This is a genomic window from Microcystis sp. M179S2 (assembly GCF_020245805.1).
Lineage (GTDB): Bacteria > Cyanobacteriota > Cyanobacteriia > Cyanobacteriales > Microcystaceae > Microcystis > Microcystis aeruginosa.
In genome coordinates this window covers 1-15,398 of record NZ_JADBUE010000141.1, presented here as the reverse complement: position 1 = coordinate 15,398, position 15,398 = coordinate 1, and the positions used below count along the sequence as shown (strand labels likewise).

The following is a 15,398-nucleotide window of genomic DNA, read 5'->3' as shown; positions in this document are numbered from 1 at the left end:
ACCCATTTTTTCCTTGGCCGTCACCTCCAATGGGATTGAGGCGGAATTTTTCCCCACTGTGCCAATCCAGATAAAAATGGTGTCAGTGGGGAAAAAGCTCACCCCCTAGGAGTCCTGTAAAAAAATTAATTCAGCCGGTGTTACCGCTCCTTTTTCCGTAATGATAGCGGTGATTAAAGCGGCGGGAGTAACATCGAAAGCGGGGTTATAAAAGTTAACATCTCTAGGGCAAAGGGTAGTTGTCCCCACCTGATAAATTTCGGCACGATCGCGCTGTTCGATCGGTATCCCCGTACCATCCTTAAGGGAAAAATCCACCGTCGATAGGGGGGCAGCCACATAAAAAGGCAGATGATGAGCTTTTGCCAGCACCGCAAGGGAATAGGTGCCGATTTTGTTGGCCGTGTCCCCATTGGCCGCAATGCGATCGGCCCCAACGATCACCGCATCGATCAGTTTTTGCTGCATACAGTGGGCCGCCATGCTATCGGTGATCACGGTGACGGGAATTCCCTCCCGCAGACATTCCCAGGCGGTTAATTTTGCCCCTTGCAGCCGCGGCCGGGTTTCGTCTGCATACACTTGTATTAATCTCCCTGCTGTCCAAGCGGAACGAATTACCCCTAAAGCAGTACCATAACCGGCCGTGGCTAGGGAACCAGTATTACAGTGGGTTAAAATTGTCAGTTTTTCCGGTTGCTCCGGCAGCGCCAATAAACCATGGTGACCGATCGCCCGACAGGTTTCCACGTCTTCTTTTTGGATATTTTGGGCAGTTTCAAGGAGATTTTTGGTAATTACTGCCACTTCTGGGCCACTTTCCCTGGCCACTTTTAACATTCGCTCGATCGCCCAGAATAAATTCACCGCCGTCGGCCGGGTTTGGGCTAATCGATCGGCTATTCTAGTTAAATCAGCCAGAAATTCCTCTTTCTGGTCGGTGGTAATTTCCTGCGCTCCTAAAACCATACCGTATGCAGCCGCCACCCCGATCGCCGGAGCGCCGCGGACAATCATCGTTTCGATCGCCCGGGCCATGGCTTCACTGCTGGTGATTTCAACTTCCCCATACTCCATGGGTAAACGGGTTTGATCGATCAGCCAAACTTTGTTATCTTGCCAACGCACGGGATAGATCGAGTTACTCTCGCAAGCGGTTGTGGTCATAAACATTTTTAGATTGAGAATTAGCTAAATTTACCACTATAGCAGCGGCCTTTCTCCACGGCTGATCAGCAGTAAAAACTATTTTGTGTTTTTTTGTAAAAAGTAATTTTAAATACAGAAACTTTTTTTAGAATGTATAGATAAGTGACTAGGAAAAATTTAAGAATACTTTCTCACCTAGCCCGACCTTTTATACTAACCGATTAAGAGGATAATTACCGTGAAAACAGCAAAATATCCCGAAAAAATTGCCGCTCTCTGGACAACATTCCTCTTGGGAACCCTATTTCACACCCAACTGGGTTTAATGCCGCTCTTCCATGGTCAATCGATCGTCGAGAGTCATCAAACCAGCAATCTCGATCCGATTTTCTGGGGAATGTTGCTCTTTTTTTTGCTGCCAATGTTAGCGATTATCGGGGTCAATTTTAGCGAAAGTCGCTCCTTGAGAAAGACCCATTTCTGGCTGACAATTCTCTATTCTGTCTTGAATTTAGCCCATCTGATCGCCGATCTTCTGGTCAGACCGATCGCCTGGTATCAAATCGCTCTCATGGCAATTTTATTGATCATCGGACTGATTTTAAATCTAGTTTCCTATCAATGGCTGCGGTTAGCGATCGCCCATCCGCACCATCTCTCCGAAAGTCATTAGTAGTGCCAAGATCAAAAGGTAGCCAGTTGACTAACTGATTCAGACAAGAGGAGGCCTTTTGATCTCAAGTTGGTGCTTATTAAGGCAAAAGCAAGCTTAAACCGTAGCTAAAGCGATTTTTTTGAAAATATAGCTTAAAAAATCCAATTAATCCCTATTATTCCCCAGATCAGCCCATAAATTGCCCCTATTTCCTGGCCGCCGCTGCGACCACATCTCACCAAATATGGAGCTTTTTAGCTATGATGGTTCAGAAGCAAGCCAATAAAGGGAACTTTTGGGGCTGGTTATTCATCGGAAAACTCCTGATCGGAGGAGTTAAGCAGACGATATAGTTCAGATTAATGGCAAATATTGGTTAATAGTAATAACGAGGTAATTATTTTGATGAAATCTCTCATTCGTTGGACAGCAACTCTTGGTTTAGTAGGAACGACAATGTTGACTTCGCTGCTGGGCAGCTATTCTAAAGCACTCGCTTTACCGGAAGAACAAATCGTCAAAACCTTGCAGTCTGTACCTGTCTTCGCTATTGCCGACGATCAAGGAGTTCCCCTAATTGCCGTAGGAGAAAAAGAACAGAAATTCACGGGGGTTTTTATCAGTCGGCAGGACGCACAAAACTTTTTTGAACGACTGAAAAAAGAGAATCCTGAAGTGGCTAGTAAAGTTAAAGTTCAGCCTGTTTCTTTGGCACAGGTCTATAAAATGCAAACCAGTCAAACCGATCAAAATCGTTTAATTATCGATTTTGTTCCCAAAGAGTCGGAAGTAGAATCAGCGAAAAAACTGCTCAGTGAAAGAGGTCAACAATATCAAGGTGGTGTACCTTTGTTTGTGCCGAAAGCAGGAAAAGAGAGTAATTTTCTGGTGATCAGTCGCAATAATCAGGATTTGATTCCTTTCTTCTTTGAAAAGGCCGCCGCTTTGCAAATGGTAGAACAATATAAAAAAGCTAATCCCGCAGAAGCGACCACGGTGAAAATTGATGTTATTCCCTTAGAAAATGTCATCGCCACCCTACAACAAAGCAACGATGAAGCTTTAACTAAAATTCTCCTCTATCCTAGCCAAGAAACGATTGATTTTATTCGGGCAAATAGCAACCAAAATGCTCCCAAACAACCGCCAGCAAAGCCCTAATCATAATACCAATAATCCCCCCGCCCCCAATCGTTAAGTCTTGTGTCTGCTAGTATTTCCGGTCAAGAATTAAGTCAATGGCGCCAACAGGCGATCGCCGATTTAGAGCAAGCGCAACTATCTCCGAAAGAAGTGGATATCTTTCTGCAAGCAGTGACAGATATAGATACTCTTTCCCTGCGCTTACAATCCTTTCGCGAACGAGAAAAAATCCCTTTGAGTTATTCTTGGTCGGAAATTACTAAACGCTGGCAAAAACGCCTGCAATCAAGGGTTCCCTTACAGTATTTGCTCGAATCGGTGGTCTGGCGTAATTTTACCCTCAAAGTCTCCCCAGAAGTCTTAATTCCTCGTCCCGAAACCGAGTTATTAATCGATATTGTTGGAGAAACCGTCAGAGGAGAAGACGGGGGAATCTGGGTAGATCTGGGAACCGGTAGCGGTGCGATCGCTATTGGTTTAGCCAGTATCTTGACAAAAGCAGAAATATATGCTATTGATTACAGTCAAACGGCTTTAGCGATCGCCAAAGAAAATATCATCAATACCGGTTTTGCCGAGAGAATTATCTTAAAACAGGGTTCTTGGTGGACACCCCTAGAGAAGTGGCAAGGACAGATTAGCGGTATGCTGTCCAATCCTCCCTATATTCCCAGTGCAGAAATCCTTGACTTACAAATTGAAGTGCGGGAACATGAACCCCGTTTGGCCCTCGATGGAGGTGAAGACGGATTGACCGCGCTGCGCTATCTAGTGGCCACTGCTCCCGATTATCTGCGATCGGGAGGCCTTTGGCTAGTGGAAATGAGAGCCGGTCAAGGGGAAAAAGTAGCGCAAATGCTGGAAAATCAGGGCAATTATCGACAAATTCAGATTATTAACGACCTAGCAGGTTTCGATCGCTTTGTTTTGGCCGAGCGAATTTAGCGCAATGCAGCCGCTTCGCAGTCCCGCAGCCAGAGACGCACCGCTTGGCCGATGGTGCCTTGGCTGGTTTCTAGGGGAGGTAAGGGGACTTGAGCGGGTTCAAGGGCAGCTAATTGACTGTAAACCGTCACTAATCGCCATCCTTCCCCAGTTTTAGTTAAAAATAACCAGTGATAATTCTGGAGAGTGACAAAGCGATTTTTGCTATACTGACGCTCTAAAGTCGTAAAAAAAACCTGTTGAGTGTCATCGGCAATTTGACCAGAATATTGACTGGCAGTTAAAGGTAGGGGTGTAAATTCGGGACGACCGGCAATAATCACAAAAACCGGTGTAGATAATTCTTGATCGATTTGGGAGCGGGTAATAACTCGATTAGCATAACTGGGTAAATCTGACAAGAGGCGATCAACTAAAAGATTTAAATCCTCCGGACAGCTAGAAAGAGGACGACTAACTGCTGGCAAGTTAATCCCGAAAATAACCAGTAATACCCCTAAATATCGGCTAATTCGTGACAAATTTTTGCCCATGCTACCTTTGGCTCCTCGGCACCGGTGATCGGTCGTCCAATTACTAGATAATCAGCCCCAGCTTTAAGCGCTTGGGCCGGAGTCATCACCCGACTTTGATCCCCTTTCGTTGACCAGGAGGGACGAACTCCGGGGCAAACTAAGAGAAAATCCTCTCCACAGACGCGACGCAATTGCGCCACTTCCTGGGGAGAACAAACCGCCCCATCAATTCCCGATTCTTTGGCCAATAATGCCAGATTTAACCCATATTCCGATAGTTCTAGGGGAATTTTGAGGTCGAGGGCTAATTCGCGGGCGTTAAGGCTGGTTAAAACGGTGATAGCGAGAAGTTTTGGCGGCGATAGCAGGTCAGAGATTGCCCCCTTAGCCGCCGTCAGTGCTTGCCGTCCGGCCGTAGCGTGCAGGGTGAGTAAATCCACTTGATAGCGACTAGCTGAACGACAGGCCCCGGCGATTGTATTGGGAATATCATGAAATTTTAGATCGAGAAAGCTCTTTTTTTGTCTTTCTTGCAGAATCCCTAGAATTTCTGCACCGCTACTGACAAATAATTCTAGTCCCACTTTCCAAAAATTGACTTCCGGCAACAGATCAAGCAGTGCGATCGCTGATTCTAAATCCGGCACATCGAGAGGAACAATAATTCGGTCTGAGTTGGTCATATTGGGGTGATAAATCAGAGAAAAATCCAATCGGCAAAAGTGGCAGCCTGTCCGCAGTAAATGCCATCACGATCGATGATATTCCAAACGATCGCTTTTTCGATGCGAAATAGTTGACCGTTTTTCGTGATCCTTACCCCGTGATAATCGTTGATATAGCCCTGTTTTTTGACTAAATCTAGCATTTTTTGGCGTTCTTTGGCGATTTCCTCCCCCTCTACCGTCGCTCGCGAAGGAGTTGTTAATAATTCTGGCCAAGTTAAACCCCAGAGATCGAGGGCGCAGCGATTACCATAATTGAAGATCGGATTAGTTTGTGTACCGTGGGAAACTAGCACAAAAGGGGCATAAAAGAGCATTTTACTCTGTTCTTTGCCAGTACCGATCCGGGGTAAAAGCGATCGCCCGATTAATCGTTCATAATTATCCAGCAGCAATTCCGTCCAAGCTATAATAGCTAAATCTTCCCAAATTTCCATAAAATTATCTTGAAAAACCGGTTTAAGTAGGGAGGCACAATTATTTGTAGGATGGGTTAGCGGTAGCGTAAACTATGCGGGTGTTGGGTTTCATGCTTCAACCCAACCTACGTTCTAAATCTTGCCAAATTTCCATAAAATTATCTTGAAAAACCGGTTTAATCTGGCCGTTGCCAATATTTATAGGCCGCGTAGGCTAAAGTAATCACTCCCGTGAGAATTGCCGACTCATCCACTAAAAATTCCGGATGGTGAAGGGGGGGATTGAGGAGGTGAGGAGAACCCACTCCCAGACGGAACATTGTCCCCGGGGCCTGTTGCAAATAAAGGGAAAAATCCTCGGCCCCCATGGAGGGTTCCGAGAGAATTAAAACCCGATCCTGTCCCCAAGCTTCTAAACCAGCTTCTTCGACTAACCGGGTTAAAAATTGGTCATTTTGTACCGATGGCACGCCCCGGCGATAATTTACTTGACATTTAGCGTTATATGTGCTACAGACATTCGTGACCAAACTCTCGATCCATTCCGGGAGATGGGCGTGGGTTTCTGGGTGCAGCGATCGCACGGTTCCCGCCATGCGTACCTGATCGGCGATGACATTGGGGGCGCGACCACCGCTAATCTGCCCGATGGTGAGGACAATGGGACGCAAAGGGTTTTGAGTCCGACTAATTGCCTGTTGTAAAGTGGTGATTACTTGCGAAGCGATCCAGATAGCATCGATCGCCTCGTGGGGCCGGGCCCCGTGGCCGGATTCCCCTTGAATAAAAATCTCCAGATCGTCGGCAGCTGCAGTTAAGGCCCCGTAACGAACTCCGATCGATCGGGCCGGAATCGAGGGGAAAACGTGCAGCCCCAAAACGGCGCTGACATCCCGCATCACCCCCTCCCGGATCATCCAATTGGCCCCCTGGGCGATTTCCTCTGCTGGTTGAAAGAGAAAGCGTATTTTTCCCCCCAAAGGTTCCGAGAGACGGGAAAGCACCATCGCCACCCCTAAACCGACGGTAGCATGAACATCGTGACCGCAGGCGTGCATAATCCCCGGTTTGCGGGAAGCAAAGTCTAAATCGGTTCTTTCTTGGATCGGTAGGGCATCCATATCGGCGCGGATGGCTAAAATCCTTCGATCACTGCCTTTTCCCGCCAATTCTCCCTTAACTCCCGTTTTTCCCACCGCTTCCTGCACCGATAGACCACAGGAAGACAAAACCCCGGCAATATAGGCGGCCGTTTGATATTCTTGCCCACTTAACTCTGGATTCGCGTGAATGTGGCGGCGAATCTCCACTAATCGGGGTGCGAGACTCTCGGCTATGTTTTTAATCTCGGAGAGCATGAAACCAGTTTTACAGTATCTTTAGAGTTAATCATAGAGCATTTTTTACCTGAAAATTCGACTTGGCTGATTTTAAGTCTGCATTGTCTTCTCGGCATTCTTTCAACCCTGGACTAAGCTAATTTGTCAATAGGATGCAGGAGTTACTATTCATCTGTTGATTCGGTAACGCCTCTTGAGAGAATATTCCAGCTATGATAGGAAACATTGTCTAGTTAGGAAAAAACATGGTTCAGTCTTCCGAAAAAATTGAAGTTAAGTACGGGGAAAGAGAAATTGCCGAAGGAACATTAATTACTTTCCCCAATCCACGCCCTGGCAGAAATTACGATATTCAGATCACTCTGCCGGAATATACCTGTAAGTGTCCCTTTTCCGGTTATCCCGATTTTGCCACTATTTATCTTAGCTACGTTCCCGATCAAAAGGTGATGGAATTAAAGGCGATTAAACTTTATATTAATAGTTATCGCGATCGTTATATTTCCCACGAAGAAGCAATTAACCAAATTTTAGATGATTTGGTGGCCGCTTGCGAACCCTTGCAGATGAAAGTTAAGGGGGATTTTCATCCCAGAGGTAACGTACATACCGTGGTGGAGGTGATGTATAAAAAAGAATAGCATAATTGTCTAGTTTGGGGATGGGAGCAACCCCATCCCTTGCTGTTCTAGTTTTTGTTGTTCAAGTTTTTTGCTGTTGGAAGGTGTTCTGCGCTCTGCTTTCTGTTGTTCGTGTCTCTATGGTTGCTCCTTAACCCTTGGCACAACCCGAAAGAATTGTAAAAGTTAGTGTCATTAAAAAAAGCTGGGATTATCATTAAAGTAGTCCGAATCGTGATCCTGATTTTATGTCCCAGAAAAATGAAATTCTTCCGCTGCTGTTGACGGTTATGGTGACATCGACACTTTTAGGAGGAATTGCTTGGTGGTTGCTCAACAAAACCTTTCCCAATCTCAATGATCGATCTAATTCTTCTTCCTCCTCGAATAATCAAATTTCCGAAACGTTAGCTGCGGTTAAAAATGTCCCGGAAGGATTATTTAACTACGGGGGAAGTACCACTTGGGCCCCGATTCGCAAGGAAGTGGACTTTATTATCCAGCAAGTCTGGCCGAAATTTCGCCTCGTCTATACCGATCCCACTGCGGGAACCCCCGGCACCGGCAGCGGTATTCGGATGTTAATCGAGAATCAATTGGCTTTTTCCCAAGCATCTCGATCGCTCAAAGATGAGGAAATACAACGCGCTCAACAACGGGGATTGACCTTAAAAGAGGTTCCCGTGGCTATCGATGGAATTGCGATCGCAGTTCATCCCGATTTACCGGTTTCCGGTCTAACAATTACCCAGTTAAAAGATATTTATACAGGAAAAATTCGCAATTGGCGGCAAGTGGGCGGGCCTAATTTAGCCATTATTCCCTATTCCCGACGCAAGGAAGATGGGGGAACCGTGGAATTTTTTATCGATCAGGTTTTAGAAAAAGCCGATTTTGGAAATAATACTCAGTACGTTTATAGTACAACTCCCGCTCTCAGAAAAGTTTCCCAAAATTTAGGAGGAATTTACTATGCTTCTGCACCGGAAGTAGTTCCCCAGTGTGGAATTAAAACTTTACCCCTCGGTAAAAGCGAAAATAAGTTAGTTGCCCCCTATCAAGAACCTTCGATCCCGTCTTCCCAATGTCCCCAGAAGCGTAATCAACTGAATGAATTAGCTTTTCAAAAGGGAGAATACCCGATCACCCGTCGTCTTTTTGTTATTATCAAACAAAATGGTCAATTAGACGAACAAGCGGGGGAAGCTTACGCTGATTTATTATTAACCGATCAAGGACAGGAATTAATTGAAAAAGCTGGTTTTGTTCCCTTGAGATAATTTAATCCAACTTCTACAAATCTAGGTTAAAGTGAATTTGAGCAATTTTCATCTGAGTGTGCGCTTGATTGGGCGCATCTAGAGGACTGCTACTCCCAGTTTTGTCCAGATTTTCGGCTATCCCGTCGCAATCATCCCTCAGTGCGAAAGATTTTTACCGAACAAGCAGGGCATCGATGACGGTGGGATTTACACCTTCTGTCGCTACTATCCCACCTACGTCCAGCTTGCAGTAGTAGCCAACAACCCCGACGAGCAAGCCATTTGCGCCCAATACCTGCGCCATAATCGCGTCAGATACTTTGCTTTGATCTAAAATTGAGTCAGCAATATCTAATTTGGAGTCTCAGGCAATGGAACCAATTTCTCTAATTCTCGCTGCGTTGGCTGCTGGTGCGGTTGCTGCTGCTAAGGATACGGCAGGAACAGCGGTTAAGGATGCTTATGAGGGTTTAAAAGCGTTGATTAAGAAGAAATTTGCAGAAAAAGGGAAAACAGATGATAGTGATATCGTCGATAAACATGAGAAAAAACCAGATTCAGAGGGGGTAAAAACACTGCTCAAAGAAGAGTTACTTGAAGCAAAAATTGATAGAGATGCAGAGGTTATTAAGACAGCAGAAGCATTACTCAAGCAATTAAAACCTGAAGAATTTGCCGCAGGTAAGTGTAATATTAATGTTGGTGGTGATATTAAGGGAATGGTGGTAGATGGTACTTTTAAGGGAATTGCAGGAGAAATTAGTGGTGGAGATATTAGTCAGAACATTAATTAGTTGAGGATTATTTAGGAGGGAAATTTATGTCAATTACTGTTGAGGTAGAACTTAAAGATTTTCTAATTCAAATCAATCAAAAGTTAGACAATCTTCAAAAAGATGTTACTGATATTAAGATTGAACTTAGTGAAGTTAAAGGTGAAATTAAGCGTCTGGAGGGAAAAATTGATGGTGTCGAGAAGCGTCTGGAGGAAAAAATTGATGGTGTCGAGAAGCGTCTGGAGGAAAAAATCGATGGTATTGAGAAGCGTCTAGAGGGAAAAATTGATGGTATTGAGAAGCGTCTAGAGGGAAAAAATGATGGCGTGGAAAAGCGCTTAGAGAATCAAGAGTTTGTCAGTCGAGGGATTTTAGTTGCTTTAATTGTAACGATTTTAGGCGGTTTGGCTAAATTGTTTGGTTTAGTAGGAAGTCCTTAAAGAGTGCTAATTCTAAAACTGCAATTTAAAGTTAACTTTAAAAGAATAATTTTGGGGTAGCAAAAATGACTGATAAAAGTTATTATTTAGAAATAGGGGGTGATGTTAAAGGTCTTATTGGTGATGGTGAATTTAAGGGAATTGCAGGTGATATTAGTGGGGGTGTAATCAATCAATATATTATCACCCAAAAGTCAGGAGTTGAGATTCAGGCTCAAACTTTAATTACGGGTTCACCTTATTTGGGTTTAAGGAAGTTTGAAGTAGATGATAAGGATAGGTTTTTTGGAAGAGATAATTGGATTATTGAGTTAACTGATTATTTAAAGCAAAAGAATGTTTTATTGCTTTTAGGTGCGTCGGGAAGTGGTAAGTCTTCTCTCGTGCAAGCGGGTTTAATTCCTAAGTTAAAGGATGATTTTGGCGCAAATAGATTGGTTAATTTAACTTTTGTTCCTGATGTTAATCCCTTTGAGTCTTTTTATGGTTGTCTTTTGGCAAATAGATATAAACAATACCAAGCAAAATTAGCACAATCTGTTCAGGAAGATACTTTAATTAAGGTGGTTGAAGGATTAAAAAATAATTCTGATTTATGGTTTATTTTTATTGACCAATTTGAGGAATTATTTACTCGTACACCGAAGACGGAAAGAGATATTTTCATTAAAAGTTTGATTAAATTAATTGAAAAGAATGATAGTTTAGTTAAAATTGTAATGACAATGAGGGCGGATTTTTTAGATAAATTAAGTCCTTATCCCAGTTTAGGAAAAATCCATGATCAGTATAGCAAGATGTTAACGGATATGGACGAAAGTGAGTTAAGATTAGCTATTGCTGAACCGGCGGCGAGAAATGGGGTAATCTTTGAAAAGGGATTAATTAATCAAATTATTGCCGATTTTTATGAACAGGCTGGCTCTTTACCTCTGTTACAATATACGTTAGATTTATTGTGGCAAAAAGATCATATTCAAGAGCGGGTTTTAAATATTAAGATTTATCAAGAGATTGGTGGGGTAACGGGTGCGCTAGAAAAACAAGCGGATAAAATTTATAGTAAATTTGATGAACAGCAACGGAAAGCAGCAGAGGAAATTTTTCTAGAGTTAATTAGTTTAGAAGGGGAAAAAGCGGTTAGCAGAAGGGCGGATAAATCGAGTTTTGAACAGGAGGAAATGCAAAGGGAGGTTCTCTATCAATTGATAGATAATCGTCTTTTGGTGAGTAAGGGAGAAGACGGGAAAGCAACGGTTGAGGTGGCACATGAGGCGTTATTACGTTCTTGGAAAGTGTTACAGGATTTAATTCGAGAAAAAGAGGAGATAATTGTTCTGAGAAGTCGTTTATATGCTGATGCTAAACAGTGGGATGATTTACAGAAGCAAGATGCAGTAAAAGCGAGTAGTGAGCTTTGGGGCGGTTCTAAGTTAGCCAAAATTGTTGAGTTTCAAAAGAATAATTCTCTGCCTAATTTAGATCCTGTGGCGATTGAGTTTATTAAGGCGAGTATTAGTCAAGCTGAACGTCAAAAAAATGAAAAAATTAGAACAGCGAGAAGGATTGCGGCGGGTTCCTTGGTGGCGGTGGTGGTTAGTAGTAGTTTGGGTTTGATGGCTTGGAATAAGACAAAAGAAGCCGAATTTAATCAAGCTGAGTCTCTTGGTAGATATTCCTTATCTCTATTGAATGAACATAAAAACTTGGAGGCTTTCGTCGAAGCGATTAAAGCGGGAAAAATTCTACAAAAGCAGCAGACGTACAACAAGGAGGTGACTAATGCCTTACAGGAACTTCTCAACCGCAAAAGTGAACGCAATCGCTTAGATGGGCATGATAGAGATGTCACAAGCGTTAATTTTAGTCCCGATGGCAAGACTTTGGTGAGCGGTAGTTGGGACAAGACTATCAAACTCTGGAATGTAGAAACAGGCCAAGAAATCCGCACCCTCAAGGGGCATGATAACTGGGTCAATAGCGTTAATTTTAGTCCCGACGGCAAGACTTTGGTGAGCGGTAGTGCTGACAAGACTATCAAACTCTGGAATGTAGAAACAGGCCAAGAAATCCGCACCCTCAAGGGGCATGATAGCTATGTCTTAAGCGTTAATTTTAGTCCCGACGGCAAGACTTTGGTGAGCGGTAGTTGGGACAAGACTATCAAACTCTGGAATGTAGAAACAGGCCAAGAAATCCGCACCCTCAAGGGGCATCATGGCAATGTCATAAGCGTTAATTTTAGTCACGACGGCAAGACTTTGGTGAGCGGTAGTTGGGACGGGACTATCAAACTCTGGAATGTAGAAACAGGCCAAGAAATCCGCACCCTCCATGGGCATGATGAGCCTGTCAATAGCGTTAATTTTAGCTCCGACGGCAAGACTTTGGTGAGCGGTAGTGATGACAAGACTATCAAACTCTGGAATGTAGAAACAGGCAAAGAAATCCGCACCCTCAAGGGGCATGATTACCGTGTCACAAGCGTTAATTTTAGCCCCGACGGCAAGACATTGGTGAGCGGTAGTGATGACAAGACTATCAAACTCTGGAATGTAGAAACAGGCCAAGAAATCCGCACCCTCAAGGGGCATGATAACTGGGTCACAAGCGTTAATTTTAGCCCCGACGGCAAGACATTGGTGAGCGGTAGTGATAACAAGACTATCAAACTCTGGAATGGGTCAACAGGCCAAGAAATCCGCACCCTTAAGGGGCATGATGACAACGTCAATAGCGTTAATTTTAGTCCCGACGGCAAGACATTGGTGAGCGGTAGTGCTGACAACACTATCAAACTCTGGAATGGAAACAATGGCTGGGATTTAGATGCTTTAATGGAACGTAGTTGCGATTGGGTGCGGGTTTATTTGCACAATCCTAATTCTGGTGTCAGGGAGGAGGATAGGCATTTGTGTGATGGGATTGGGGGTAAATCGTCAGTATCAGGATTTTGAGGATTAGAGGATTTTCAGGATGCTCAATCTTAAAAGATTGTCAGGAGTTTCCAAGTAAATAATCCAGTTAATCCTAAAATCCCGTTAATCTTGGTTTAGACTTCTTTGTGAGGATACAGAAGGATTATAGGGCGATGCAGAAGAGTTGTAGGACAATACAGAAAGATTGTAGGACAATGCAGGACTTAAACGCTTTAATGGGGCGTAGTTGCGATTGGGTGCGGGTTTATTTGCAGAATCCTAATTCTGGTGTTAAGGAGGAGGATAGGGGTTTGTGTGATGGGATTGGTGAGGAGAAGTGATAATATAGTTACATATTATGGAGATTTAGAGAAGAAAATGATCTTACTCAATTATTGTGAAAAAGCTTTACAAAAAGCACAATACAAAAGGCTAAATGACGGTACTTGGTTTGCTGAAATAGAAGGCTTTCAAGGCGTTTGGGGAAATGGATTGACCGTTGAAGAATGCCGTCAAGACTTACTAGAAGTTCTAGAAGAATGGATCATTTTAAAATTACAAGATGGCGACCCTTTACCTATCATAGATGGATTAGAAATTAAAGTTACAACAGTTGCAGAAGTTTAGTTATGCCATCAGCAATTTCTCGCAGAAAATTAATCAGAAAATTGAAAGCTTTAGGTTACACAGGACCTTTTTCTGGTAGTAAACATCAATTTATGAAAAAGGGTCAACATAAAATTCGCATCCCTAACCCTCATGGAAATCAAGAAATCTCTATAGATTTAGTTAAGGAAATTCTCAAACAAGCGGGTATTAGTGATGAAGAATGGGACAACAGTTAAACAGTATTGGTTATATATTTAGGATTTGATCTTTATGATTCTTTTCATATCGCTTGCGCTGAATATGCTAGAATAGACGTATTGTTAACCACCGATGACAGATTACTGAGAAAAGCCATAAAATACAGTAAATTATTGCAAGTAAAATTAGCAGAATTAAATATCTTAACCAATTAAAAAAGCGAGAAAGTATTAGCAACCCTTCTCGCTTTATTATCACTAAACCAACGCCTCCACAGCTTGCGGAACTACTGCCGTCTCGGTCGTGGTCGTGGGATTTTCCCCTAGATAAATTCCCAAAGAACGGGCTGTTTTGACGATAAAACCCTCAGGATCCACGGGATAGGCACAGCGATGCTCTTGATGACATTGTTTGATAATTTTGATCACTGGTTTCAGGGGCAAACTACGCACTTGTCCCCCGCGCCAAATCACCACGCGATCGAGTTTTCCCTGTTCGATTAATTCTACGGACTTAATGCCGAAAGCCGTGGCTAACAGTCGATCCATGGCCAAAGGAGGACGACTTCTTTGCAGGTGTCCCAAAGACATGGCCCGCACATCCATGGAATTGAGATAACAGAAGACGGGATCGGTAACGCACAAAGAACGAGTTTTGTCAAATATTAATTTTTCTAAATAATCGGCAATATACTTCTCTTTTTGGTTATTTTCGTTCTTAACACCCTCAGAAATCACAATGAGAGCGAATTTACGACCTTGAGCGCGTAATTCTGCCAAATGACGACAACAACCGTCGATAATTTCGGGAGTGAGAGCCGGGGTTAATTCGGGAATAAAAATCGCATCGGCCCCCCCGGCAATTCCGGCATGAAGAGCTAGATGACCGGCATCTCTACCCATCACCTGCACAATCATCACCCTTTCGTGACTAGCGGCGGTAAAGGTGAGATCATACAAAGCTTGGGTGACGATATCGACGGCAGTGGTAAAACCGACTGCCCATTCCGTATAGGGAACGTCATTATCGATGGTTTTGGGAACCGCGATAATATTCCAATTGCCTTTCTGGGCGAGATCGTAGATGATATCGATGCTCCCATCGCCCCCGACGACGATCAGGGCATCTAATCCCAGCATTTCGTATCCTTGCAGGATTTTCGCAGCAATTTCTGGGTTTTCGGGATGTCCTTTGCTCAAAGAACCCAAGACACTACCACTAAGAAACTGCAAAACGTCTAATCCTTTCAAGACCCCGGGTAGGTTATAGCCATGCTGAGTCAGGATCAAATCTTGGGGGTGATATTTCCCCTCGGCAATCTGCATAAAACCGTCGGTCCCGTAGGGAATGCCGTACACATCCCAACCCTTGAGTTTTGATGATTTCACCACGGCACGAATTACCGCATTTAACCCCGGGCAATCGCCACCACTGGTCAGAATGCCGATTTTTTTCCTTTGATTCTCGTTCATGGTTATATCCTCCAGGATTTTTTTTTCTTTGTCGGGAGTCGGGTGGGTGTTAGGGTTTTGGGGTGTTAGGGTTTTAGGGTTTTAGGGTTTTAGGGTTTTAGGGTTTTGGGGTTTTGGGGTTTTAGGGTTTTAGGGTTTTAGTTGAAATTCCCCATTCCCCCATTTCCCCATTTCCCCATTTCCCCATTTCCCCATTCCCCCATTCCCCCAGT

Annotated in this window: 15 protein-coding genes and 1 pseudogene; 10 read left to right on the top strand and 6 right to left on the bottom strand. The window is 43.7% G+C overall.

Going from position 1 to position 15,398, the window contains the following annotated elements:
• Positions 1 to 105: 105 nt before the first annotated feature.
• Complete coding sequence (mtnA, locus tag IM500_RS08355; RefSeq protein WP_190723019.1) at positions 106 to 1,167, bottom strand: S-methyl-5-thioribose-1-phosphate isomerase; 1,062 nt, start codon at positions 1,165 to 1,167, stop codon at positions 106 to 108.
• A 220-nt stretch (positions 1,168 to 1,387) separates the two neighbouring features.
• On the opposite strand from mtnA, the gene IM500_RS08350 reads away from it, so the two are divergent.
• From IM500_RS08350 to prmC, 3 genes and pseudogenes are all read left to right on the top strand, one after another.
• The gene (locus IM500_RS08350; RefSeq protein WP_045362781.1) at positions 1,388 to 1,822 is read left to right on the top strand and encodes a hypothetical protein; all 435 of its coding nucleotides are present in this window, start codon (positions 1,388 to 1,390) and stop codon (positions 1,820 to 1,822) included.
• A 387-nt stretch (positions 1,823 to 2,209) separates the two neighbouring features.
• Positions 2,210 to 3,002: pseudogene (locus IM500_RS08345) on the top strand (Tic22 family protein).
• 5 nt (positions 3,003 to 3,007) lie between these two features.
• Positions 3,008 to 3,892, top strand: coding sequence for a peptide chain release factor N(5)-glutamine methyltransferase (prmC, locus tag IM500_RS08340; RefSeq protein ID WP_061431789.1), 885 nt, complete (start codon positions 3,008 to 3,010; stop codon positions 3,890 to 3,892).
• Here prmC and IM500_RS08335 read toward each other — a convergent pair.
• From IM500_RS08335 to IM500_RS08320, 4 genes are all read right to left on the bottom strand, one after another.
• Positions 3,889 to 4,425, bottom strand: a complete 537-nt coding sequence (locus tag IM500_RS08335; protein ID WP_061431790.1) for a hypothetical protein — start codon at positions 4,423 to 4,425, stop codon at positions 3,889 to 3,891. The two genes, prmC and IM500_RS08335, sit on opposite strands and share 4 nt — an antisense overlap.
• The gene (gene pyrF, locus IM500_RS08330; protein ID WP_190723020.1) at positions 4,389 to 5,090 is read right to left on the bottom strand and encodes an orotidine-5'-phosphate decarboxylase; all 702 of its coding nucleotides are present in this window, start codon (positions 5,088 to 5,090) and stop codon (positions 4,389 to 4,391) included. Before pyrF ends, IM500_RS08335 begins: the two co-directional genes overlap by 37 nt.
• A 14-nt stretch (positions 5,091 to 5,104) precedes the next feature.
• Positions 5,105 to 5,569 (bottom strand): MEKHLA domain-containing protein, encoded by a 465-nt coding sequence (locus IM500_RS08325; protein WP_190723021.1) that lies wholly within the window; start codon positions 5,567 to 5,569, stop codon positions 5,105 to 5,107.
• Between the two features lie 158 nt (positions 5,570 to 5,727).
• A complete protein-coding gene (locus IM500_RS08320; protein WP_190723022.1) occupies positions 5,728 to 6,909 on the bottom strand; it encodes a M20 family metallopeptidase in 1,182 nt (393 codons plus the stop codon).
• Positions 6,910 to 7,136: 227 nt separating this feature from the next.
• On the opposite strand from IM500_RS08320, the gene queF reads away from it, so the two are divergent.
• The 7 genes from queF to IM500_RS08285 all read left to right on the top strand — a co-directional run bounded on the left by queF (position 7,137) and on the right by IM500_RS08285 (position 13,752).
• Positions 7,137 to 7,532 (top strand): preQ(1) synthase, encoded by a 396-nt coding sequence (gene queF, locus IM500_RS08315; protein ID WP_002740916.1) that lies wholly within the window; start codon positions 7,137 to 7,139, stop codon positions 7,530 to 7,532.
• Between the two features lie 227 nt (positions 7,533 to 7,759).
• Positions 7,760 to 8,791 (top strand): PstS family phosphate ABC transporter substrate-binding protein, encoded by a 1,032-nt coding sequence (locus IM500_RS08310; protein ID WP_190723023.1) that lies wholly within the window; start codon positions 7,760 to 7,762, stop codon positions 8,789 to 8,791.
• 353 nt (positions 8,792 to 9,144) lie between these two features.
• Positions 9,145 to 9,567, top strand: a complete 423-nt coding sequence (locus IM500_RS08305; RefSeq protein ID WP_190723024.1) for a Het-E N-terminal domain-containing protein — start codon at positions 9,145 to 9,147, stop codon at positions 9,565 to 9,567.
• Positions 9,568 to 9,593: 26 nt separating this feature from the next.
• Positions 9,594 to 9,989 carry a hypothetical protein gene (locus IM500_RS08300; RefSeq protein ID WP_287738110.1) on the top strand — a complete coding sequence of 132 codons (396 nt, stop codon included), beginning with the start codon at positions 9,594 to 9,596 and terminating at the stop codon, positions 9,987 to 9,989.
• 65 nt (positions 9,990 to 10,054) lie between these two features.
• Positions 10,055 to 12,946 (top strand): NACHT and WD repeat domain-containing protein, encoded by a 2,892-nt coding sequence (locus IM500_RS08295; RefSeq protein WP_287738109.1) that lies wholly within the window; start codon positions 10,055 to 10,057, stop codon positions 12,944 to 12,946.
• A 279-nt stretch (positions 12,947 to 13,225) separates the two neighbouring features.
• On the top strand, positions 13,226 to 13,534 hold the full coding sequence (locus IM500_RS08290; RefSeq protein ID WP_002754318.1) for a type II toxin-antitoxin system HicB family antitoxin: 309 nt from the start codon (positions 13,226 to 13,228) through the stop codon (positions 13,532 to 13,534).
• Positions 13,535 to 13,536: 2 nt separating this feature from the next.
• Complete coding sequence (locus IM500_RS08285; RefSeq protein ID WP_002797028.1) at positions 13,537 to 13,752, top strand: type II toxin-antitoxin system HicA family toxin; 216 nt, start codon at positions 13,537 to 13,539, stop codon at positions 13,750 to 13,752.
• Between the two features lie 219 nt (positions 13,753 to 13,971).
• Here the strand turns inward: IM500_RS08285 and IM500_RS08280 are convergent, their stop codons facing one another.
• On the bottom strand, positions 13,972 to 15,186 hold the full coding sequence (locus IM500_RS08280; protein WP_287738108.1) for an ATP-dependent 6-phosphofructokinase: 1,215 nt from the start codon (positions 15,184 to 15,186) through the stop codon (positions 13,972 to 13,974).
• Positions 15,187 to 15,398 lie beyond the last annotated feature (212 nt).

Excerpts from the sequence above, each read along its gene's own strand:
- IM500_RS08300 (WP_287738110.1), top strand. The coding sequence starts at position 9,594 with ATGTCAATTACTGTTGAGGTAGAACTTAAAGATTTTCTAATTCAAATC.
- IM500_RS08290 (WP_002754318.1), top strand. The coding sequence starts at position 13,226 with ATGGGATTGGTGAGGAGAAGTGATAATATAGTTACATATTATGGAGAT.
- mtnA (WP_190723019.1), bottom strand. The coding sequence starts at position 1,167 with ATGACCACAACCGCTTGCGAGAGTAACTCGATCTATCCCGTGCGTTGG.
- IM500_RS08295 (WP_287738109.1), top strand. The coding sequence starts at position 10,055 with ATGACTGATAAAAGTTATTATTTAGAAATAGGGGGTGATGTTAAAGGT.
- IM500_RS08285 (WP_002797028.1), top strand. The coding sequence starts at position 13,537 with ATGCCATCAGCAATTTCTCGCAGAAAATTAATCAGAAAATTGAAAGCT.
- queF (WP_002740916.1), top strand. The coding sequence starts at position 7,137 with ATGGTTCAGTCTTCCGAAAAAATTGAAGTTAAGTACGGGGAAAGAGAA.
- IM500_RS08320 (WP_190723022.1), bottom strand. The coding sequence starts at position 6,909 with ATGCTCTCCGAGATTAAAAACATAGCCGAGAGTCTCGCACCCCGATTA.
- IM500_RS08310 (WP_190723023.1), top strand. The coding sequence starts at position 7,760 with ATGTCCCAGAAAAATGAAATTCTTCCGCTGCTGTTGACGGTTATGGTG.
- IM500_RS08335 (WP_061431790.1), bottom strand. The coding sequence starts at position 4,425 with ATGGGCAAAAATTTGTCACGAATTAGCCGATATTTAGGGGTATTACTG.
- IM500_RS08305 (WP_190723024.1), top strand. The coding sequence starts at position 9,145 with ATGGAACCAATTTCTCTAATTCTCGCTGCGTTGGCTGCTGGTGCGGTT.
- IM500_RS08325 (WP_190723021.1), bottom strand. The coding sequence starts at position 5,569 with ATGGAAATTTGGGAAGATTTAGCTATTATAGCTTGGACGGAATTGCTG.
- pyrF (WP_190723020.1), bottom strand. The coding sequence starts at position 5,090 with ATGACCAACTCAGACCGAATTATTGTTCCTCTCGATGTGCCGGATTTA.
- IM500_RS08280 (WP_287738108.1), bottom strand. The coding sequence starts at position 15,186 with ATGAACGAGAATCAAAGGAAAAAAATCGGCATTCTGACCAGTGGTGGC.